Genomic DNA, 22,321 nt, shown 5'->3' with positions numbered 1-22,321 from the left:
AATGAGCGAATACGACCCGCAGTACGGGTCAGAGGGCGTGGACCGGCTGCCCTTCTCCAGCGAGGAAAAGTCGCGCCGCTACCGGACCGAGAACTACAGAGGCGCGGTGGGCCTAAATTGGTATCGCACGGATCCGACCCTGCAGTCCACGATGGCCTACTACCTACAGGCCAACGAATTGGCTGTGGTGGAGCCTCATTTGGCGCGGATGGGCGACCTGATGGGCGGCCCGGTGGCGCGGTGGGCCGAGGAGACCGACCGCAACCCGCCGCGGCTCGAGCGCTACGACCGGTGGGGACACGACATCAGCCAGGTGGTCATGCCGACGTCGTTCACGCAGTCCAAGCGCGCGGTGCTGGACGCCCAGCAGGCCCTGCGCAGCGACGCGCGGGCCGCCAAGGTCAGCTCGGGCCTGGCCCTGTTCGCGTCCAACTACCTGTTGAACCAGGCCGACATCGGGATGGGCTGCGCCCTGGGCACCGGGGGCGGCATGGTCCAATCCCTGGTGGCCGCGTACGCGCCGGCCGACGTGCGCGAGCACGTGCTGGCCAAGTTCGCCTCCGGTGAGTGGGCGGGGGAGACGGCGCAGTTGCTGACCGAACGCACCGGCGGGTCTGACCTGGGCGCGCTGGAGACGACGGCTCGACGCGGCAGCGGCGAAAACGGGGGAGCCTGGATTCTCAACGGGTTCAAGTGGTTCGCGTCCAATTGCGCGGGCGAGGCGTTCGTGGTGCTGGCCAAACCGGAAGGCGCCCCGGACAATTCGCGCGGCGTCGCGAATTTCCTCGTGTTGCGCAACCGCCGCGACGGTTCGCGCAACGGGGTCCGGGTGCGCCGGCTCAAGGACAAGCTCGGCACCCGGTCGGTGGCCTCGGGCGAGGTCGAGTTCGTCGACGCGGAGGCGTTCCTGCTGTCCGACGAACCCAGCTCGGACGCGGGGCCATCCGACGGCAAGGGGCTCGGCCGCATGATGGAGCTGACCAACGCCGCGCGCCTCGGCATCGCCCTGTTCGGTCTCGCCAATGCCCGTCGCGCCCTGGTGGAATCGCTGTGTTATGCCCGGCAGCGGCACGCGTTCGGCGGGGCGCTCATCGACAAACCGTTGATGCGGCGCAAGCTCGCCGAGATGATCGTGGACGTCGAGGCCGCACTCGCGCTCGTCTTCGACGGCACCGGCGCCACCAACCATCGGCAGCCCCGCGGCATGCGCCAGCGCATCGCGGTGCCCGTCACCAAACTCAAGGTGTGCCGGCTGGGCATCACCGCGGCATCGGACGCGATCGAAATCCACGGCGGCAACGGCTATATCGAGACCTGGCCGGTGGCCCGGCTGCTGCGCGACGCGCAGGTGAACACGATCTGGGAGGGTCCCGACAACATCCTGTGCCTCGATGTGCGGCGCGGCATCGAGCAGTCCCGCGCGCACGAGACGCTGCTGGCGCGGCTGCGCGACGCGGTGTCGGTTTCCGACGACGACGAGACCACCCGCCTGGTGGCCGGGCGCATCGAGGACCTGGACGCGGCGATCACGGCGTGGAGCAAGCTCGACCGGCAAGTCGCCGAGGCGCGGCTGTTCCCGCTGGCCCAATTCATGGGCGACGTCTACGCGGGCGCGCTGCTCACCGAGCAGGCCGCGTGGGAACGGGAGACCCGCGGCGGGGAGCGCAAGGCGCTCGTCGCGCGGCTGTACTCGCGGCGCTACCTCGCCGACCGGGGCCCGCTGCGCGGCATCGAGGACGAACCCGACGAGGCGCTGGATCGGTTCGAGGAGTTAGTGGACGGGGCGCTGCGGATATAGCGCGAGCAGACGCAAAATCGCACAATTTCGTTGTCGAATGGGCGATTTTGCGTCTGCTCGCCGAAGACCTAGACCGGGATCAGGCCGTGCTTGCGTGCGACGCGGAACCACAACTGCTTGTCGCGCAGCAGGTGCATCGACTTGCGCAGCAGCAGCCGCGTCTGGTGCGGATCGATGACCGCGTCGATGAAGCCTCGCTCGGCGGCGGTCCACGGGATCGCCATGTTGAGGTTGTAGCCCTCGATGAAGTCCTTCTTGATCTGCTGCGCCTCGGGCGTCGTCGGGTCCGGGAACCGCTTCATCAACAGCTGGGCGGCGCCCTCGGCGCCGATCACCGCGATGCGGGCGGTCGGCCAGGCGAAGTTGAAGTCCGCGGTCAGCTGCCGGGAACCCATCACGGCGTAGGCGCCGCCATAGGACTTGCGGATCGTGATCGTCACCTTCGGCACGTCGGCCTCGACGACCGAGTACAGGAACCGGCCGCCGCGCTTGATGATGCCCCGCTTCTCCTCTTCGGCGCCCGGCAGGAAGCCCGGCGTGTCCACGACGAAGACCAGCGGAATGTTGAACGCGTCGCAGAACCGGATGAACCGGGCCGCCTTGTCGGAGGCCTCGTTGTCGATGGATCCGGACAGGTGCATCGGTTGGTTGGCGACCACGCCGACCGGGCGCCCGTCGACCCGGGCGTAGCCGGTGATGATGGCCGGCCCGTGCTGCGCGGCAACCTCGAGGAAGTCGCCGTCGTCGAAGATCCGCAGCAGGATCTCGTGCATGTCGTAGGCCATGTTGTCGGAGTCCGGCACGATCGAGTCGAGCTCCAGATCGGTCGGCGTGATCTCCGGCTCCAGCCCGGGGTTGACGATCGGCGGCTTGTCGAAGCAGTTGGACGGCAGGAACGACAGGAAGTCGCGCACGTACTGGAACGCCTCGGCCTCGGAGTCGACGACCTGGTGGATGTTGCCGTAGCGGGCCTGCGCGTCGGAGCCGCCGAGCTCGTCGAGGGTGACGTCCTCGCCGGTGACCTCCCGGATCACGTCCGGCCCCGTCACGAAGAAGTAGCCCTGATCGCGCACCGAGACGAGCAGGTCATCCTGGATCGGCGAATACACCGCTCCCCCAGCGCATTTGCCGAAGATGAGGGAGATCTGCGGCACTAGGCCGGACAGCGCCTCGTGGCGCCGGCCCAGCTCGGCGTACCACGCCAGCGAGGTGACCGCGTCCTGGATGCGGGCGCCGCCGGAGTCCTGGATGCCGATGATCGGGCACCCGACCATCGCGCACCATTCCATCAGCCGGGCCACCTTGCGGCCGAACATCTCGCCGACGGTGCCCTGGAACACGGTCTGGTCGTGGGAGAACACTCCCACCGGGCGGCCGTCGATCATGCCGTGGCCGGTGACGCAGCCGTCGCCGTAGAGCGCGTTCGGGTCGTTAGGCGTCTTGGCCAGCGCCCCGACTTCGAAGAAGGTGCCGGGATCGACCAGCGCGTGTACCCGCGCGCGGGCGCTCGGGATGCCCTTCTTGTCGCGCTTGGCGGCGGCCTTCTCGCCGCCGGGTTCCTTGGCGAGTTCGAGGCGAGCGTGCAGCTCGGCCAACTTCTCCGCAGTGGTGTGCTGAACGGGCGCTGGAGCTGGCACGGTCTCCGTCACTACTTGCCTACCTAACCTGTTCGGACTTGTCCTGCTGCCGTTCGGCGTCGATCTTGTTCAGCGCCTGGGTCATGTGCGCACCGACCTTCGCGATGATCGGCTCGTCGATGGCCTGGATGTGCTCGCCACCGATCGGCACGATCTCGAGGTCGGACACGTACTCCCCCCAACCGCCGTCCGGCTTGCGGGTGGCGTAGCGCGGCTCGAACATGATCGCGTCGTCATGGTAGCGATCGGCCATGTAGAGCGTGACGTGCCCGTCGTACGGCTGGATCTGGGCGGTGTCGATTGCCCGGTTGTCCAGGTACGACGTGCGCTGGTGCTCGATGATCCCGGCCGGGATCTGCACCCCGCTCTGGCTGACTGCCTCCAGCACGAACTTGATCTGGCCCTCGTCGTCGAGCTGCTCGAGATGCTCGTAGGGGATCTCCGGAATGGTGACGTTGAACGTCTTCTCGGCGAACCGGGCGTAGCGGTCCCAGCGCTTGCGGATCTCCTCCTTGGTCTGCGGAACCTCCTCGCCCGCACGCACCGCGTCGATCAGGCCGACCCACTCGACGTCCTTGCCCAGTCGCTTCAGCCCGATCGCGCACGCGTAGGCCAGCACGCCGCCCAGAGACCAACCGGCCAGGATGTAGGGTCCGTCGCCCTGCATCTCGATCAGCTTCGGAACGTATTGCGCCGCACGCTCTTCGATCGTGCCCTCGACCCGCTCAAGCCCGTACATCGGCGTGTCCGCCGGCAACCGGTTGAGCAGCGGCTCGTAGACCACCGTCGAGCCGCCGGCCGGGTGGAACACGAACACCGGTGTCCGCGTGCTGCCCTCCGGGCGCGCCCGCAGGGTGCGCACGAAACCGTCGACCACGCCCGCCTCCAGGTGCTCGCGCACCTTCTCGGCCAGCGCCTCGATGTTCTCCGACGCCAGCACGTCCTCGGCGGTGATCGGCCCCTCGGCGCGCTCCGAAAGCCGTTGCGCCATCTTGGCGGCGGCGTCGGCGTCCAGCTTGGGCAGCGGGTTGAAGATGCCGCCCGGGGACTTGCCGGTCACGATCGCCCACGTGGCGAACGCGACCCGCTCGGCCGCGTCGCGCGGCGGCACATCGGAGTTGAGCGCCTGCGCGACCGCCTGCTGGTTGAGCGCCTCGGCCGCGCCGGCCAGGTTCGGCTGGCCGCCGTTGGTTGTCCCATTCCCGGCCGGCCCGGCCGGTCCAGACGGGTTGGTCGGCGGCGGTGGGATCGGAAGGTCCGAGGCCGGGGGCGCTTGCGTCTGCGGCTCGGCCTGCGGGTCCGGGGCCGGCGCCACCACCGACGCGGGCGTCGCGCCGCTGAGCAATTCGGCCTGCTCCCTGGCGATCTCCTCGGCCGTCTGCGTCTTCTGGTGCTCGGCCAGCTGCTGCACCTCGTCGCGGTGCTCGACGGCGTACTCGATCAGCTTCTCGACGGCGTAGAGGTTGGCGTCGCGCACCGCGGTCAACTGGATCGGCGGCAGGTCGAAGTCGTACTCGACGCGGTTCTTGATTCGCACCGCCATCAGCGAGTCCAGGCCCAGCTCGATCAGCGGCACCTCCCACGGCAGGTCCTCGGGCTCGTAACCCATGGCTGCGCCGACGATGGCGCCGAGCCGATCGGCGATGGTCTCGCCCGAGTCCGGTGACCATTTGGTGAAGCCGGCCGGCATGTACCGGTTGGTGAGGCTGTCGCTGAGCGCTTCCTCCTCCGGACCTTCGGAGGGAGCCTCCGGCGTGGCTGCCCCCGTGGCCTCGATCGCCGTACCGGCGCCTACCGCTACCGGCAGCACGGACTCGGCACCGCCCCGCGTCACCAGCGCGTCGTACACCAGGGTGAACGACTCGTCGATGCGGGCGTGCACCTGAACCGACGCGCCGCCGGGGTGCCGCGTCAGGGTGGTCACCAGCCGGGAGCCCTCCCCCGGCCTGGCCCGCTCCTCGGCGGCGGTCAACTTGGCGTCCGGAAGCACTTCGGCCGCAGCGGCTTTCACCAACGACGCGAGATCCGTCAGGCCCTTGGGCGCGTACTCCCACACGTGGCGGCCGTCCGGCAGCGCGACGTGGTTGCCCGGCATGATGATCGCGCCGCTGCCCGAGGCGACCTGCACGTCGAGCCAGTGCTCCTTGCGCTTGAACCGGGTCGGCGGGATGTTCGCGTAATCCTGCGGCCCCGCGGCCCGGGTGAACAGCGTGCGGGGGTCCAGGTCGTGGCCGTAGACGTAGAGCTGGGCCAGCGTCGAGATGATCGACTCGACCTCGTCCTGCTTGCGGGCCAGCGTCGGGATCAGCTGGGCGTCGTGCAGCCCGGCGTCCGCCGTGGTCAGGCCGACCTGCATCAGCGCGACGGGGTTGGGCGCCAGCTCGACGAAGGTGGTGTGCCCGCTGTCGACGGCGTTGCGGATTCCGTGGGTGAAGTAGACGGAATGACGCAGCCCCTTCTTCCAGTAGTCCACGTCGTGGATCGGCTCGCTGCCCGGCTTGATGTAGCTGCCCTCGTGCACCGTCGAGTAGATGCCGCACGTCGGGCTCATCGGCTTGATGCCCTGCAGCTCGGCGGCCAGCTCCCCGAGCAGGGGATCCATCTGCTGGGTGTGGCTGGCGCCCTTGGTCTGGAACTTGCGGGCGAACTTGCCCTCGGCCTCCGCGCGGGCGATGATCGCGTCCACCTGGTCGGGCGGCCCGCCGATGACGGTCTGGGTGGGTGCGGCGTAGACGCACACCTCCAGGTCGGGGTAGTCGGAGAACACCGTCTTGATCTCGTCGGCGGAGTATTCCACCAGCGCCATCAGCCGGATGTACTCACCGAACAGCATCGCCTCGCCCTCGCCCATCAGGTGCGAGCGCGAGCAGATGGCCCGGGTGGCGTCGCGCAGCGACAGGCCGCCGGCGAAGTACGCCGACGCCGCCTCGCCCAGCGACTGGCCGACAACGGCGGCGGGCTTGGCGCCGTGATGCTTGAGCAGCTCGCCCAGCGCGATCTGGATCGCGAAGATGGTGACCTGGGTGGTCTCGATGCCGTAGTCCTGCGAGTCGTCCAGGATCAGCTCGAGCACCGAGTAGCCCAGCTCGTCCTGGACCAGCGCGTCGACCTTCTCGATCCACTTGGCGAAGACCTCGTTGCGCAGGTAGAGGCTCTTGCCCATCTTGCGGTGCTGCGCGCCGAAACCGGCCAACACCCACACCGGTCCGTTGCTCACCGGGCCGTCGACGCTGAACACGTTCGGCCGCTGCTTGCCCTCGGCGATCGCGCGCAGGCCCTTGATGGCCTCTTCGTGGTCGTGGGCCAGCACCACCGCGCGGGAGCGGCCGTGGTTGCGACGCGAGAGCGACCGGCCGATCGATTCCAGCGACGACGCCTGGCCCTCGGGGCTTTCCATCCAGTCCGCGAGCTCGGCAGCAGCGGCCTTCTTGCGGGAGGTCAGGAACCCCGACACGACCAGCGGGATGAGCGGTGGCGGAAGCTCTTGCGCCGCAAGCTCTTCCAATGCGGCGGCTTTGAGCTCCAGCGCCTCCTCGGTGACCTCCGGCAGGTCGGGCTCTTCCTCCTCGGCCGCGGGCGCGTCGGGGATGATGTTGCCGAAGTCGTCGAACCGCAGCGAGTGCGCCTCGAACGTGGGCGCCTGAGCGGTTTCCGAGGCCCCCTCGGCGACGGCCTCGGGCTGCGGCTCCGGCTCCTTCTCGATCACGTCGCGGGGCAGGACCTCGCGCACCACCACGTGCGCGTTGGCCCCACCGAAGCCGAAGCTGGACACCCCAGCCAGCGCGTAGCCACCGTAGCGCGGCCAATCGGTCGCCTTGTCAATCACTTTCAGGCGCATCGCGTCGAAGTCGATGTAAGGGCTGGGCCCGGCGAAGTTGAGCGAGGGCGGCAGCTTGTCGTGCTGCAGTGCCAGCACCACCTTGGCCATGCTGGCCGCGCCGGCGGCCGACTCCATGTGTCCCACATTGGTTTTCACCGCGCCCAGCAGCGCCGGACGGTCGGCCGGGCGGCCCCTGCCCACGACGCGGCCCAGCGCCTCGGCCTCGATCGGGTCACCGAGGACGGTGCCGGTGCCGTGCGCCTCGATGTAGTCGACGTTGCGTGGATCGATGCCGGCGTCCTTGTAGGCCCGCCGCAGCACGTCCGCCTGCGCGTCTTGGTTGGGCGCGATCAGGCCGTTGGACCGGCCGTCGTGGTTGACCGCGGTGCCGGCGATCACGGCCAGGATCTGGTCGCCGTCGCGGCGGGCGTCGTCGACCCGCTTGAGCACCAGCATGCCGGCGCCCTCCGAGCGGGTGTAGCCGTCGGCGTCCGACGAGAACGACTTGATCCGGCCGTCGGGGGCCAGCACCGCGCCGATCTCGTCGAAACCGAGCGTCACCGCGGGCGTGATCAGCGCGTTGACGCCGCCGGCCACCGCGACGTCGGCCTCGCCGTTGCGCAGCGCCTGCACCGCCTGGTGGATCGCCACCAGCGAGCTCGAGCACGCGGTGTCGACGGCGACGGAAGGCCCGCGGAAGTCGTAGAAGTAGGACACCCGGTTCGCGATGATCGACGGCGAGTTACCGGTGATCGCATACGGGTGCGCGGCGGTCGGGTCGGAGATGGCCAAGAAGCCGTAGTCATGGTTAGAAACGCCGACGAAGACGCCGACCGCCTCGCCGCGCAGACTCGACGCCGGGATGCGCGCGTGCTCGAGCGCCTCCCAGGTCAGCTCGAGCGCCATCCGCTGCTGCGGGTCGATGTTGTCGGCCTCGGTCTTGGCGATGGCGAAGAACTCGGAGTCGAAGCCCTTGATGTCCTTCAGGTAGCCACCCTTGGTGCGGGCCTTGGCGATCCGCTCGGCCAGCCGCGGCTCGTCGAGGAATTCCTCCCAGCGGCCCTCGGGCAAATCGGTGATGGCGTCGCGGCCCTCGATCAGCGCCTGCCAGGTTTCCTCGGGGCTGTTCATGTCGCCGGGCAGGCGGGTCGCCAGGCCCACGACGGCGATGTCGACGCGCTCAGCGGGGCCTTTGCGCGACCAGTCGACGACGTCGTCGTCCGACAGGTCCGGTTCGGGCTCGCCCTCGATGATCCGGGTCGCCAGCGACTCGATGGTCGGATGCTGGAACGCCACCGCGACCGACAGCGTGACACCGGTCATGTCTTCGATGTCGGCGGCCATCGCCACCGCGTCGCGTGACGACAGGCCCAGCTCGACCATCGGCACCGACTCGTCGATCGAATCGGGCGACTGCCCGGTGGCCTTGGCGACGTAGTTGCGCAGCCATTGGCGCATCTCGGGGACGGTCAACTCGGCCTTTTTGGCGGGCAGGTTCTCCTGGGATTCGTCTATGTCAGTCATGATTCCTGGTTCAGTCGTTCGCGCCCGCGAAGGCGGTCGGGGAACCGATGCCGCTGCGCAGGCTTCCGTCGAGGTAGGCGGCGCGGCAAGCGCGGCGCCCGATCTTGCCGCTCGAGGTGCGCGGAATGGTTCCCGCCTGCACCAGCAGCAGGTCGCGCACGGTAACGCCGTGCCGCACGGCGATGGCCGCGCGGATGTCGTCGGCGATGGGCTGGTAGTCGAGCTTGTGCGTGCCGGCGGCGCGCTCGGCGACGATCACGAGCTGCTCGGAGGTGTCCTCGGGGTCGTGCTTGATGCCGGCGTGCGGGTTGTCGAACACGACCTGCGGCAGCTGGTTGGCCGGGACCGAGAAGGCGGCCACGTAGCCGGTGCGCAGCGCGCGGCTGGCTTCCTGCGCCGAGTACTCGAGGTCCTGCGGGTAGTGGTTGCGCCCGTCGATGATGACCAGGTCCTTGATGCGGCCGACGATATAGAGGTGGCCGTCGTGGTAGGTGCCGTAGTCACCGGTGCGCACCCACAGCCCGTCGTCCGCGGCGCCCTCGGCGTGCGACTCGGTGATGCGGGACTTCAGGATGTTGCGGAAGGTGTGCTGGGTTTCCTCTTCCTTGCCCCAGTACCCGGTGCCGAGGTTGTTGCCGTGCAGCCAGATCTCGCCGACGTGCCCGTCCGGCAGCTCGCTGGCCGTGTCCGGATCGACGATGACGGCCCACTCGTCGACACCGATGATGCCGGCGGACACCTGGGGGACCGCGTTCGGCGCGTCGGCGGGGACCTCGACGAAGCGTTGGTTGTTCATCTCGTCGCGGTCGACGTGGATGACCCGGGGCGCCTGGTCCATCGGCGTCGTGGAGACGAACAATGTCGCCTCGGCCAGGCCATAGGACGGCTTGATCGCCGTCTCCCGCAGGCCGTACGGCGCGAACGCCTCGTAGAACTTGCGCATCGACGCCGGGGACACCGGCTCGCTGCCGTTGAGGATGCCCTTCACGTTGCTGAGGTCCAGGGGCGGCTCACCTTCCTTGGGCGCGCCGCGCACCGCGGCGTGCTCAAAGGCGAAGTTCGGCGCGACGGTGAAGACCTCGCACTCCGGGGCGTCGTCGGGCTTGCGCGCCATCTCCCGGATCCACCGGCCCGGCCGTCGCACGAACGCGGCCGGGGTCATGAAGGTGAAACTCTGGCCGAGCACCGGTGACAGCAGCGCGGTGATCAGGCCCATGTCGTGGAAGAAGGGCAGCCAGGACAACCCGCGGTCGCCCTCTTTGCCCTCGAGGCCGTTGAGCACCTGCAGGACGTTGGTCGGCAGGTTCAGGTGGGTGATCTGCACGCCGGTCGGGGTGCGCGTGGAGCCGGAGGTGTACTGCAGGTAGGCGATGGTGTTCTCGTCGGCCACCGGCTCTTCCCAGGTGGCGGCGACCTCGTTCGGCACGGCGTCGACGGCGATGACGCGCGGGCGCTCCTTGGCCGAGCGGGCGCGGATGAACTTGCGGACTCCCTCGGCGGCCTCGGTGGTGGTCAGGATGGTCGACGGGGTGCAGTCGTCGAGCACGGCGTGCAGACGGCCGACGTGGCCCGGTTCGCTCGGGTCGAACAGCGGCACGGCGATCCTGCAGGAATACAGCGCGCCGAAGAACGCGACCAGGTAGTTGAGGTTCTGCGGGCACAGGATGGCGATGCGGTCGCCGGGCTGGGTGACCTGTTGCAGGCGAGCGCCGACGGCCCGGTTGCGGGCGCTGAACTCCGACCACGAGATGTCGCGGTACTCGCCGTCGCGCTCGGTGGAGTAGTCGATGAACCGATAGGCGAGCTTGTCGCCGCGAACCTTCGCCCACTTCTCAACGTGACGAACCAGGTTCGTGTTGTCCGGGAACCTGATCTTTCCATTCACGATGAACGGGTTGTGGTACGCCATGCCGTCTTCTCCTGTCACAACCATCTCGGTCGGCTTGGCCGACTCAATGCCTTGCCGGCTTCGCCGACTGGTCCTCTATACACGAGCCGGCTGTGCACGACACCCGGCTGGGAGCGCCGGTCCGTGCCAGTCCCCGCCAGCTTCGGCCCCGATCGGGACCGCAACCAAGTGCTGATTGCTCTTAATTTTCTCTTAATGTTAAGGGCCGCCCCGCGGCAGACCAAATCACAAGGTACCGCCGATCCCGTCACGGATTCGCCTACGTCGTGGCTGTGTCTAGTGCCCTGTTCCTCGGGCCGACCCGACCCATCCTCATCCGGCGGAGTCACCCATGTTTGGGGTGCGGCGCGTTTTCGATCAGCCCGCGGGCCCAATTCAGCGTCCAATCGGTCGCCGGCGCCCCGTCGAGGTTCCAGAACTGCGTCGTGGCGTACAGCGCGTGGACCGGCTGCCCGGCGCCACCGGCCAGGGTGTTCAACGTGTCCGGCAGCTTGGCGACGCTGAACGCTTCGTTCGGCGCCGCGCAGATGAGGTCACCCGGCGCGCAGATCTCGTTGGTCTTGCCGTTCAGCGCGCCGAAGCCGCCCGGCCGCGCCCCCGTCATGGTCAGGCCGAGCCCGGACAGCACCGGCACCTCGTGCAGCGTGATCTCCGCGCCCTCGCCCGGCGGGTTGGGCCCGATGTCATTGCCCACCCCGTCCTGGCGACGGCCGTCGGCGATCAACGTCACACCGAGCACCAGGTCGTCGTCGACGGGTCCGCGGCCGTTGCCGATGTCGCTGGCGATGTCGCCGATGATCACCGCGCCCTGGGAGAAGCCCATCAGCACGTAACTGGTCAGCGGGCACTTGTTGTTCATGTCGGTCATCGCCTGGACGGTCGCGCGGGTGCCCTCTGCCCGGCTTTCGTTGTAGGACATCTGCGTGTCGCCGCTCAACGGGTTGTGGAACTGCGCCGTGTAGGGGGTGGTGTACGTCTGCACCCGCGACGACGGGAACTGCTGGGAGATCTCGTTTGTCACCTTGTGCAGCAACGCATTCGGGAACTGCCCCGGGTTGAGGGGGTCGTCCTGCGGAGCGGACTCCCACGTCCCCGGCACGTTGATCAGCTGCACGTCGGGGCACGAGGCGTCCTGCGACGCCGGCCGCGGCTTGTGCGGATGGGTCGACGTGGCGGGCGGCGGCAGGATGCCGGGGGGCACGGCGCTGGGCGGCGATTCGCGGTTGCGCAGCAGCGTGACGACGGCCACCACCACCAGCAACACGACGCCCGCCACGGCAAGGGCGGCAATCCAGGCGAGGATCCGGTGGCGTTTGCGCCGCGCGCTCGTCGTCATGGTCTCCTGCCAGCAGAGTCGGTCGATCGCAGCTCGGTTTCAGGCAAGCGGACGTCCCGCCCCCTGCTGCACTTTCCTACACGGTACCGGCGTTTCGCGCGGCACCCTGGGCCTCGCCGTCCTAGCGGATCGCGCCCACGATGTCGCCCGACATGGCGCCCAGCTGGCCCGACCACGAGCCCCAGCCGTTGTCACCGCCGCCGGGGAAGTCGAAGTGGCCGTTGTGCCCGCCGACGCTGCGGTACTGCTGGTAGAACATCCGGCTGTTGCCCATCGCCTCGCCGGCCTGGCCGATCATGGCGGCGGGGTCGCTGGCCGCGTCAGTGGTCGGGCTCCACACCCAGACGCGGGTGTTGTTCTGCGCCAACAGCGACGCGTGCACCCACGGGTCGTGCCACTTCCACCGGCCCAGCTGCGGCGCGCCCCACATGCCGTTGCCGTCGACGCCGCCGAACTGCTGCAGGCCGGCCAGGATCGAACCGTTCGTCGTGGTGTTCGACGGGTACAGGAAACCGGACAGCGAACCGGCGAAGCCGAAGCGGTCGGGGTGGAAGCAAGCCAGCGCCATCGCGGCGTAGCCGCCCTGGGATGCGCCGACGGCGGCGTGGCCGCCGGGTGCCAGGCCCTTGTTCGCGGCCAGCCAGTTCGGCAGCTCACTGGACAGGAACGTGTCCCACTGCTTGCTGCCGTCGTTCTCCCAGTTGGTGTACATGCTGTAGGCGCCGCCGGCGGGAGCCACCACCGAGATGCCCTTGCCGGCCAGCGTGTTCATCGCGTTTCCGGCGGTGACCCAGTTGCTGACGTCCGGGGCGGCGTCGAAGGGGTCCAGCAGATACACCGCGTGCGGACCGCCGGCCAGGAAGGCCACCGGGATGTCGCGGCCCATCGCCGCCGACGGGACCATTAGGCTTTCGTAACCCGCGGCCCTGGCCTTGCCGGCGGTTGCCGTCGTCACCAAGGCGAAGGTCACCCCCAGCCCGACGGACAGCGCGGTGACGCCAAACATCCGCAGAAGCGCTGACAGACCCCGTACGACCCTCATGTCCACCCTCCATCGTCTAGTCGCTGTGTCTGCACATTAGCCAGCGCGGCATCGGGGGCGGCTAGCAGGGTAGTGATATAGGCCACACTCGGCGCGGACAAACCAACGGCGGCGACCCGAATGGGTCGCCGCCGCCAGTCGCGTTGCTCGTTCTTAGGTGCCGGTGCCGGAGCCTGTGCCCTGGTTGCCCGCGGCCGCGGCCGTGGCCGGACCTGCGCCCGGGGTGGCGCCCAGCGTCGACTGCAGGTCACCCTTCATCGCCTGCAGCTGCGCGCCCCAGTAGGGCCAGTCGTGGGTGCCGTTGGCGTCGAAGTTCCACACCGCGTTGTGGCCGCCGGCCTGGTTGTATGCGTCCTGGAACTTCAGGTTGCTGCTGCGCACGAAGCCCTCGAGGAACTTGGCGGGCAGGTTGTCGCCACCCAGGTCCGACGGCTTGCCGTTACCGCAGTACACCCAGATGCGGGTGTTGTTCGCGACCAGCTTGCCGACCTGCAGCGACGGGTCGTTGCGCTGCCAGGCCGGGTCCTCCTTCGGGCCCCACATGTCCTTGGTCTTGTAGCCACCCGCGTCGCCCATGGCCAACCCGATCAGCGACGGGCCCATCCCCTGCGACGGGTCCAGCAGCGCCGACAGCGAGCCGGCGTAGACGAACTGGTTCGGGTGGTAGGCGGCCAGGATCAGCGCCGACGACCCGGCCATCGACAGACCGACCGCGGCGTTGTTGGTGGACCGGACCTGCTTGTTGGCCGACAGGTACGCCGGCAGCTCGCTGGTCAGGAAGGTCTCCCACTTGTAGGTGGTGCAGCCGGCCTTACCGCAGGCGGGCGCATACCAGTCGGAGTAGAAGCTGGACTGCCCGCCGACCGGCATGACCACGGCGATGCCCGACTGGTTGTACCACTCGAACGCCGGGGTGTTGATGTCCCAGCCGTTGTAGTCGTCCTGCGCGCGCATGCCGTCGAGCAGGTAGAGCGCCGGCGCGTTGGCCCCACCGCTTTGGAACTGAACCTTGATGTCGCGGCCCATAGCGGCCGAGGGAACCTGCAGGTACTCCACCGGCAGACCCGGGCGCGAGAACGCCCCGGCGGTCGCCGAGCCCCCCACGGCGCCAATCAGACCCGAGAGCAGGGCCGCGCCAACGGCCCCCACCACGAGTCGTCGTGGCATGCGAGCCACGGCGCCGCGAAACCTGTCGACAAGCGTCATCCTTGCTTCCTCATCCTTTCGGCGCGCCCTTAGTACAGGCGCATCGTCGAATTGGGTCGTACTGCATACGATCTGCGCAGCAGTGCTCGTGTAGTCAACCACACCATCGGCCATCCCCTCTCATCGAGCGGGTCAGGCAAACAGCCATTCGGCCCATTTTTGCAACCAATTTCGGGTCGAACGGTGCGTTCGAGAATCGCGTTTCCGCATGTGCTTGGCCGCCGTCGATCACTGGTGAGAGCACAGATGTGAAGTTGCTGGCAATATGCCGCACAGGCACCGACAGCGCCGGTTTCAAGATGTGCCGAAAAAAATCCGGATGCGCCGCTTCATTCGCGGGGAGGTGGCGGGATCGCCTGCGGAACCGGCAGCCCACACCTGGCGAGCTCGTAGAGCGGAACGCGATCGATTCGGTACTTGGTGAACTCGAAGCTGTGTACGACGTTGGAAACGAAGCGATGCAAGGTCATTGGGGCTCGCACCGAGCTCAGCATCGCCTTCGTCTCGGGGCATTGCAGCGCCGCGACGGCCTGCGCGACCCAGTTCACGTCCAAATAGCCTGGAATTCCCGGATACAACTTCACCCACGGGCCGTCGGCGATGACCCAGTCGGGGAAGAGGTTCTTGTCGTGCCCGATTCGGCCGTGCTTCAGCCGCTCCGTGTGCTGGGCGAGCGGGTTTGCCAGCCCGATCTGGTCGATCACCCGTACGTCAAGTCCGACGTTCATCCCCAGCATGCCCAGGTTGGTGAAAAACACGGCGTGCTGCGGTTTTTGCGGGGCCTTGGCGTCGCCGGGCGCGGGCGGCAGCATCGGCACCAGGTCCCACTGGGTGTAGTTGCCAGACGGCAGCAACAACGCGCCCTCCGGGGTGTTGTCGAGCGCAGTCAGGACGGCGGCCATCCTCGGGTAGTCCAGGTAGTCGGCGGCCGTCAGCGGGTGCGCATGCCCGGTGGCCTGTGCGTAGAAGCGGCGCTCGTCGACGATGCCCGAGTAGGTGACGTGGGTGGCGTCGTCGCCCATCCCGGGCGAGTTTGCTGCCCACAGCGACCAGCCCGCGACGCCCAGCCACAGCACCCCGGCGGCACCCGCCGCCCAGTAGCCGGTCTCCCGCGAATAGTCCTGCCCGTCGGGAAGAGCAACCGGGACGACGGCCACCGGCGCCAGCAAACAAAATAGCGGCGCCAGCAACACCCTCGCGTGCATGAAATCGCCGCCCTGCCGGATCCAGTAGAGCCCCTGCAGCAGGCCGCTGACGAGGACGAATGCGACGACCGCCGACGGGCTCTGCACCGCCCGCGCCAGGCGCCCGTAATCCGGCGACAGCGCCGGGCGCAGGAACGACGGGCGCCGCCGGGCCACCACCACGAGCACGCCGAGCGGCACCAGCAGCAGCACCGGAACCCACACGGCGTAGGGCGCATTGAAGTTCGTGAGGTAGATCATTCCCTGCGACCACTTGTCGCCGGCCGCGTCCTTGGCCAACGCCGTGCCGGGCACCAGCAGGCCGTAGTAGCCCATCCGGAAGATCTCGTAGGCGACGGGCAGGAATCCGCCGGCCACCACGACCAGCGCCCGGCGCTGCCAGGTACGGGCGGCGATGAGCATCATGATCAGCGCCAGCCCGCCCATCAGCGCCAGCTCAGGCCGGACGAGAACGCTGAACCCGGCGACGAAGGCCAGCGCGCCGACGAAGGCCGGGCCACCCGGACGCCCGCGCACCGGCTGCGCCCAGCACACCATCATCCACCACAGCAGCCCCAGGTAGGCCAGCGCCAGGCCGCTCTCCAGACCCGATGTGGCAAAGTCGCGGGCGGGCGGCAACGCGATGTAGACCAGTGCGCCGGCGGGCAGCATGATCGCCCGGCGGCCCCGCAGGCTGGGCGCGTACAACCGGCCGGCGCCCAGCATCAAAAATGCGACGCCCAGCACCGAAAGCGTCAGGGCCAGCGCCAAAGCCACGTACTCCATGCGCATCGGGCCGCCGACCCAGCTACCCAGATACATCAGATAGGTCCACGCCGTGGAGGTGTTCGCCTCGACTCGTTCGCCCTGGTTGAAGACCGGGCCGTTGCCGGCCAGCAAATTGCGCACCGTGCGCAGCACGATGAGCCCGTCGTCGGCGATCCAGCGCCGCTGCCACGCGCCCCACCCGAACAGGACGGCGACCACCGCCACGCTGATCCACAGGCTGACCCGCACCGCGGTGACATAGGGAAATAGCGGCCGGCCGGGCCGCCTGATCACCGGCCGGCGCAGCACCCCCACCCCCAGCGCCTTCAGGCCTTCCAGACGGGGGCTAGCCGAAGGCAACGGCGGCCCCAACTGTTGCGATCCACGCCAGCGCCAACAGCTGCAGCACCCGGTCGCGCAACGCAATGTCTTCGGGCTCCCCGGCCAGCCCGCCGTCGACGTCGACCGCGTAGCGCAGGATCGCGATGGTGAACGGGACCATGGACACCACGAACCAGCCCGCCTCGCCGTGTTCGCGCTCGAACGCCCACAGCCCGTAGCACAGCACCACCGCGGTGGCCGACATCGTCCAGACGAAGCGCAGGTAGGTGCTGGTGTAGCTCTCCAGCGCCTTGCGGATCGCCGCGCCGGTGCGTTCGGCCAGTTGCAGTTCGGCGTAGCGCTTGCCGGCCACCATGAACAACGACGCGAATGCCGCCATGAGCAAAAACCACTGCGACAGCCGGGTGTCGGTGGCCGCACCCCCGGCGATGGCCCGCAGCAGGTACGCCGACGACACGATGCAGATGTCCATCACCGCCTGGTGCTTGAGGCCGAAGCAGTAGCCCAGCTGCATGGCGATGTAGACCGCCATCACGACCGCCAGGTTCGGCGTCAGCCACCACGCCAGGCCGAGCGACGCCACCCCGAGCACCACCGCCAGGGCATAGGCCAGCCATTCCGGCACCACGCCGGCGGCGATCGGGCGGAACCGTTTGGTGGGGTGTTCGCGGTCGGCCTCGACGTCGCGGACGTCGTTGATCAGGTACACCGCGGAGGCCGCCAGGCTGAACACCGCGAAGGCCACCGCCACCTGAATTCCGAGCTGGCCGTAGTCATATCGGTGGCCGCGTCCCGCCGCGCTCAGCGGCGCGGCCAGAACGAGCACGTTCTTCACCCATTGGCGCGGGCGGATCGCCTTGACCACTCCGACGATCAGGTTCGCCGGAGGCCCGACCACCACGTCTTCGCTCATTCGGCGCACCTCTTTCGGCACCACTCGTCGCTGCGGTCGGCGACTCCCGCGACGGCGGCACCGAGGGCGATGCCGAAGGCTACGTCGCTGGGATAGTGCACGCCCAGCAGTATCCGCGACAGCGCCATCGGAGGGACGAGCAACACGGGTAAGGGGAGCCCGGTTGCGCGACTCATCAGGATGGCCGCCGCGGTGGTGGAGGTGGCGTGCGCGGAGGGGAAGCTCAGTTGGCTCGGCGTGCCGACGTTCACCGCGACCGACGGGTGATGGGGCCGCTTGCGCCGCACCAGGCGCTTGACCAGCACGGCGGCGGCGTGCGCGACGAACGCGCCGGCCCCGGCCACCAGCCACTCGCGGCGACGGCTCGGCATCAGCACCGCACCGAGCAGCGCCACCACCAGCCAGCCGATGCTGTGCTCGCCGAAATGGGACAGCCCTCGCGCCGCGCCCAGCAGTCCGGGCCTATCGGCCAGCGCCGACTGGACGGCCACCAGCGCGGCCACCTCACCGCGCGGGGCGGCCGATTCAACCATGTTTTGACTCGCCGGCCGGCAACAACGCCGTCTCCCACTTCTGCTTGCTGGACAGCACGGGCAGCGCCTCCCGGTAGACCCGGCGCATCTCGTCGAACCGGCCCAGCAACTTACGCTGGCGGCGTAGCGATTTCAGCAACAGCGACATCATCTTTCGCCGGTCGCGCTGGCGGTAGACCACGCCGCACCCGTCGGCGGTCGTGACCGTCACGCCGTCGACCGTGCAGAGCCGGAACCAGCGCGCGTCCTGGGTCGGCACGTTGTACTCCGGACGCGTGTGGGCTTCGGGGTCGGCCGCGGTCATGTTGTGCAATATCCCGCGCGCCAGCCGGTAGCTGATGGAAACGGGGTTCACCGGCGGCTTCATCGCCTTGGTCTTGTTCTGCGGCGGCGGCAGCTCGCTCGCGGCCGGCAGCACGACGGCGTCCGGGTACTCCTTGCGGATGCGGTGCACTTCCGGCAGCGCCGATTCCAGGATCGAGAAGATGTGCTCGGGACCGGCCAGAAAGTCGTCGATCGCCCTGTTCTGGATCGCGACCGTCGAGTATTCAAGGCAGGCAAGGTGTTTCAGCGTCGCCTTGAGGTGGCTGCGGACCAGCCCCGTGATATCGCCGTCCCAGTGCAGCGCCGCGACCACCAGTCGGTTGCGCAAGTGGAAATAGGCCTGCCAGTCGATGGCGTCGTCCTTGTCGCTCCACGCCATGTGCCAGATCGCGGCTCCGGGCAGGGTGACCGTGGGATAGCCGTGCTCGCCGGCGCGCAGGCCGTATTCGGCGTCGTCCCATTTGATGAACAACGGCACCGGCTGGCCGATCTCCTCGGCGACCTGCCGCGGGATCATGCACGTCCACCAGCCGTTGAAGTCGACGTCGATGCGCCGGTGCAGCAGCGCGCTTCGATCGTTGTTGTCGTTCAACGGGAATTGCGCGAAGTCGTGGTCGTACTCGGCGTGCGGCGCGGCCGTCCACATAAAGTTCGACTGGTTGACGACCTCGCCCATGATGTGCAGGTGCGACGGCTCCTGCAGGTTGAGCATCTGACCGCCGATCAGCATCGGCGCCTTGGCGAAGCGGTGCAGCGCCAGCACCCGCAGGATGGTGTCCGGCTCGATGCGGATGTCGTCGTCCATGAACAGGATCTGTTGGCAGTCCGTGTTTTTCAGCGCCTCGTACATCACCCGGCTGTAACCGCCGGAGCCGCCGAGGTTGGGCTGGTCGTGAATGGACAGCCGGTTGCCCAGCCGCGCCGCCGCCGCGGGGAAGTTCGGGTGGTCGCGCACCTTACGGACGCCCTGGTCGGGGACGATCACCGCCCCAATCACCTCGTCCACCAACGGATCTGCGGTGAGGTCGGCCAACGCGGTGGCGCAGTCCGCGGGGCGGTTGAACGTCGGGATGCCGACGGCGATGTTGGCGGTGCCCGGTGCCGGCTCGGTCGCATACCAGCCGCCGCTGAGCAGGGTGACATTGCTGTCGGTGGTGACGTCGAACCAGATCCAGCCGCCGTCCTCGAACGCCTTGAGGGGCACCTCGATCTCGACGACGGCCGGCTGGTCGTCGGTGCCGACGAACTGGCGGCCCTCCACCGAGATCCGCACCCCGGTGGCCTTGCTGCGGTAGACGTCGACGCGGCCCGCGCCGATCAGCTCGACCCGCAACACCACCGATTTACATATCGACCAACGGCGCCAGTAGCTGGCCGGGAACGCGTTGAAGTACGTCGCGAACGACACCTCCGACTCGGCGCCGATCTGCAGCGAGGTGCGCGTCGTCGCGTGCGCGCGGCGCGCGTTGGTGGTCGACTCCTCGAGGTAGAGCTTGCGCACGTCGAGGGGTTCGCCCGGACGGGGCAGGATGATTCGGGACAGCAGGCTAACGGCGCTCATGCCCGCGCACCCTCCTCTTCGACTAGGGGCACGCCGTCGCGCAGGTGCGGCGCAAGGATGTTGTCGTACATGCTCAGCGCGCTGGCGATGGCCATGTGCATGTCCAGGTATTGGTAGGTGCCCAGCCGGCCGCCGAACAGGACCTTCGACGACGCCGTCTCGGCCCTCGCCCGTTCACGATAGGCGCCCAACAGGGCGCGGTCGGCCTCGGTGTTGATCGGGTAGTAGGGCTCGTCATCGTCTTCGGCGAAGCGGGAGTACTCGCGCATGATCACCGTCTTGTCGGTCGGGTAGTCACGCTCGAGGTGGAAGTGACGGAACTCGTGGATCCGGGTGTAGGGCACGTCGAGGTCGTTGTAGTTCATCACCGGCGTCCCCTGGAAATCCCCGATCGGCAGCACTTCCACCTCGAAGTCCAGCGTTCGCCAGCCCAGGCGGCCCTCGGCGTAGTCGAAGTAGCGGTCCAGCGGCCCCGTGTACACGACGGGGGCGTCCGGTGACTCCGCGCGCAGTTGGTCGCGCACGTCGAACCAGTCGGTGTTCAGCCTGACCTCGATGCGGTCGTCGTCGGCCATCCGCTGCAGCCACGCCGTGTAGCCGTCCACCGGCAGGCCCTCGTAGGTGTCGCTGAAGTATCGGTTGTCGAACGTGTAGCGCACCGGCAGCCGATTGATGACGGCGGCGGGCAGCGAGGCCGGGTCGGTCTGCCACTGCTTGGCCGTGTAGCCCTTGACGAACGCCTCGTACAGGGGCCGGCCGATCAGCGAGATCGCCTTCTCCTCCAGGTTTTGCGCGTCCGCCGTGTTGATCTCGGCGGCCTGCTCGGCGATCAACTGCCGCGCCTCGTCCGGGGTGAAGTACCGGCCGAAGAACTGCGACACCAGTCCCAGCCCCATGGGGAACTGGTAGGCCTGCCCGTTGTGCATCGCGAAGACGCGGTGGCGGTAGTCGGTGAAGTCGGTGAACTGGCGCACGTAATCCCAGACCCTCTTATTAGAGGTGTGGAACAGGTGTGCGCCGTACTTGTGCACCTCGATGCCGGTCTGGGGCTCGGCCTCGGAGTACGCATTGCCGCCCAGATGCGGGCGCCGGTCGAGGACGAGCACGCGCTTCCCGAGTTGGGTAGCCGCGCGCTCGGCAATGGTCAGGCCGAAGAATCCGGAGCCGACGACGAGGAGGTCGAAACGAGCTGTCATCGGTTGCTTAGGGTATCCGACCGCGCGGGCCTAACCCATTTGGCGAGGCCACGGCGCCGGGGTTGGTCGAGGTAACGACTGCTTTGGCATGGTCGGAATCCGGGGTCACAGTCGGACTCTCAATTACCTCACGATTCAATATCAGCACTCTAGTCACAACAATCTCACTCGTACCATCGACTCTGTGTGCATCACGCCAGCTAGGACCGGCAGGGCACGCCGATACAAAAAGCAGTTCAAATAGTTGTCCAGATACGAGGAGACTTCCGTGCCGAATCGACGCCGACGCAAGGTTTCGACAGCCATGAGCGCGGTCGCCGCTGTGGCAGTGGCGAGTCCTTGCGCATACTTCCTGGTCTACGAATCGACCGCCGGCAGCAAGCCGGCCGAGCACCACGAGTTCAAGCAGGCCGCGGTGATGTCCGACCTGCCCGGAGAGCTGATGGGCGCGCTGTCGCAGGGCCTGTCGCAATTCGGGATCAACCTGCCGCCGGTGCCCGCGCTCAGCGGAGCCGGTGCCAGCACACCGGGTCTGACCAGTCCGGGCCTCACCAGCCCAGGGCTGACCAGCCCAGGCTTGACGAGCCCGGGGCTGACCAGCCCAGGCTTGACGAGCCCGGGGCTGACCAGTCCGGGCCTGACCAGCCCGGGCTTGACCAGCCCGGCCCTGGCGAACCCGGGCCTGCCGCCCACGACGCCGGGCACGCCCGGGGTCACCACGCCGGGCGCGCTGCCGACGACGCCGGCCGCGGGGCTCAACCCCGCGCTGTCCAACCCCGGGCTGACCAGCCCGGCCGGGGTCACACCCGGGCTGGCGAGCCCCGGCCTGTCGCCCAGCGAGGTGCCGATCGACTCGACGACGGCCGGATTGGACCCGGGCGCCGGCGGCACCTACCCGATCCTGGGTGACCCGTCGACGCTGGGCGGCGCTTCGCCGATCGCGTCCGGCGGGACCGGCGGGACCGGCTCCTCTGGCGGCGGCGGTCTGATGAACGACCTGATGCAGGCCGCCAACCAGCTGGGCCTCAACCAGGCCATCGACCTGCTCAAGGGCCTGGCGATGCCGGCCATCACGCAGGGTATCCAGCAGAGCGCCGCGGGTGGTGCGCCGGGTGCCGCGTTGCCGGCCGCCGCGGGTGCGCTGCCGGGCGCCGCGGGTGCGCTGCCGGGCGCAGCTGGCGTGATGCACACAGAGTCGATGGTACGAGTGAGATTGTTGTGACTAGAG

General features: G+C 68.5%; 13 protein-coding genes. 2 read left to right on the top strand and 11 right to left on the bottom strand.

Annotated features, from left to right (window positions below; translation table 11 throughout):
• The first annotated feature begins 1 nt into the window (after nt 1).
• Nucleotides 2-1,798: an acyl-CoA dehydrogenase family protein gene (locus A5706_RS19890; RefSeq protein WP_068134141.1), complete on the top strand. Its 1,797-nt coding sequence runs from the start codon at nt 2-4 to the stop codon at nt 1,796-1,798.
• Between the two features lie 68 nt (nt 1,799-1,866).
• Here A5706_RS19890 and A5706_RS19885 read toward each other — a convergent pair whose 3' ends face one another.
• The 11 genes from A5706_RS19885 to glf form a co-directional block, all read right to left on the bottom strand.
• Nucleotides 1,867-3,435: an acyl-CoA carboxylase subunit beta gene (locus A5706_RS19885; protein ID WP_068134281.1), complete on the bottom strand. Its 1,569-nt coding sequence runs from the start codon at nt 3,433-3,435 to the stop codon at nt 1,867-1,869.
• Nucleotides 3,436-3,454: 19 nt separating this feature from the next.
• Complete coding sequence (gene pks13, locus A5706_RS19880) at nt 3,455-8,779, bottom strand: polyketide synthase Pks13 (protein ID WP_068134138.1); 5,325 nt, start codon at nt 8,777-8,779, stop codon at nt 3,455-3,457.
• Between the two features lie 10 nt (nt 8,780-8,789).
• Nucleotides 8,790-10,688 (bottom strand): long-chain-fatty-acid--AMP ligase FadD32, encoded by a 1,899-nt coding sequence (fadD32, locus tag A5706_RS19875; protein WP_068134271.1) that lies wholly within the window; start codon nt 10,686-10,688, stop codon nt 8,790-8,792.
• 325 nt (nt 10,689-11,013) lie between these two features.
• On the bottom strand, nt 11,014-12,024 hold the full coding sequence (locus A5706_RS19870; RefSeq protein ID WP_068134135.1) for a cutinase family protein: 1,011 nt from the start codon (nt 12,022-12,024) through the stop codon (nt 11,014-11,016).
• 121 nt (nt 12,025-12,145) lie between these two features.
• On the bottom strand, nt 12,146-13,066 hold the full coding sequence (locus tag A5706_RS19865; protein ID WP_068134131.1) for an esterase family protein: 921 nt from the start codon (nt 13,064-13,066) through the stop codon (nt 12,146-12,148).
• Nucleotides 13,067-13,219: 153 nt separating this feature from the next.
• Nucleotides 13,220-14,272: an esterase family protein gene (locus A5706_RS19860; RefSeq protein ID WP_068134128.1), complete on the bottom strand. Its 1,053-nt coding sequence runs from the start codon at nt 14,270-14,272 to the stop codon at nt 13,220-13,222.
• Nucleotides 14,273-14,601: 329 nt separating this feature from the next.
• Complete coding sequence (gene aftB, locus A5706_RS19855; protein WP_304528402.1) at nt 14,602-16,584, bottom strand: terminal beta-(1->2)-arabinofuranosyltransferase; 1,983 nt, start codon at nt 16,582-16,584, stop codon at nt 14,602-14,604.
• Nucleotides 16,571-17,479, bottom strand: coding sequence for a decaprenyl-phosphate phosphoribosyltransferase (locus tag A5706_RS19850; protein WP_068103426.1), 909 nt, complete (start codon nt 17,477-17,479; stop codon nt 16,571-16,573). The genes aftB and A5706_RS19850 overlap by 14 nt, the downstream gene beginning before the upstream one ends.
• Entirely contained in the window at nt 17,476-18,012 is a 537-nt protein-coding gene (locus tag A5706_RS19845) for a phosphatase PAP2 family protein (RefSeq protein WP_068134123.1), read from the bottom strand. Before A5706_RS19845 ends, A5706_RS19850 begins: the two co-directional genes overlap by 4 nt.
• Nucleotides 18,005-19,897: a glycosyltransferase gene (locus tag A5706_RS19840; protein WP_068134121.1), complete on the bottom strand. Its 1,893-nt coding sequence runs from the start codon at nt 19,895-19,897 to the stop codon at nt 18,005-18,007. The genes A5706_RS19845 and A5706_RS19840 overlap by 8 nt, the downstream gene beginning before the upstream one ends.
• Entirely contained in the window at nt 19,894-21,093 is a 1,200-nt protein-coding gene (gene glf, locus A5706_RS19835) for a UDP-galactopyranose mutase (protein WP_068134120.1), read from the bottom strand. Before glf ends, A5706_RS19840 begins: the two co-directional genes overlap by 4 nt.
• Nucleotides 21,094-21,361: 268 nt before the next feature.
• On the opposite strand from glf, the gene A5706_RS19830 reads away from it, so the two are divergent.
• Nucleotides 21,362-22,315 (top strand): PirG, encoded by a 954-nt coding sequence (locus tag A5706_RS19830; RefSeq protein ID WP_197517899.1) that lies wholly within the window; start codon nt 21,362-21,364, stop codon nt 22,313-22,315.
• Nucleotides 22,316-22,321: the final 6 nt, after the last annotated feature.

Source organism: Mycobacterium sp. E796, assembly GCF_001672815.1.
GTDB lineage: Bacteria > Actinomycetota > Actinomycetes > Mycobacteriales > Mycobacteriaceae > Mycobacterium.
This window is presented reverse-complemented; position numbering and strand designations above follow the sequence as displayed.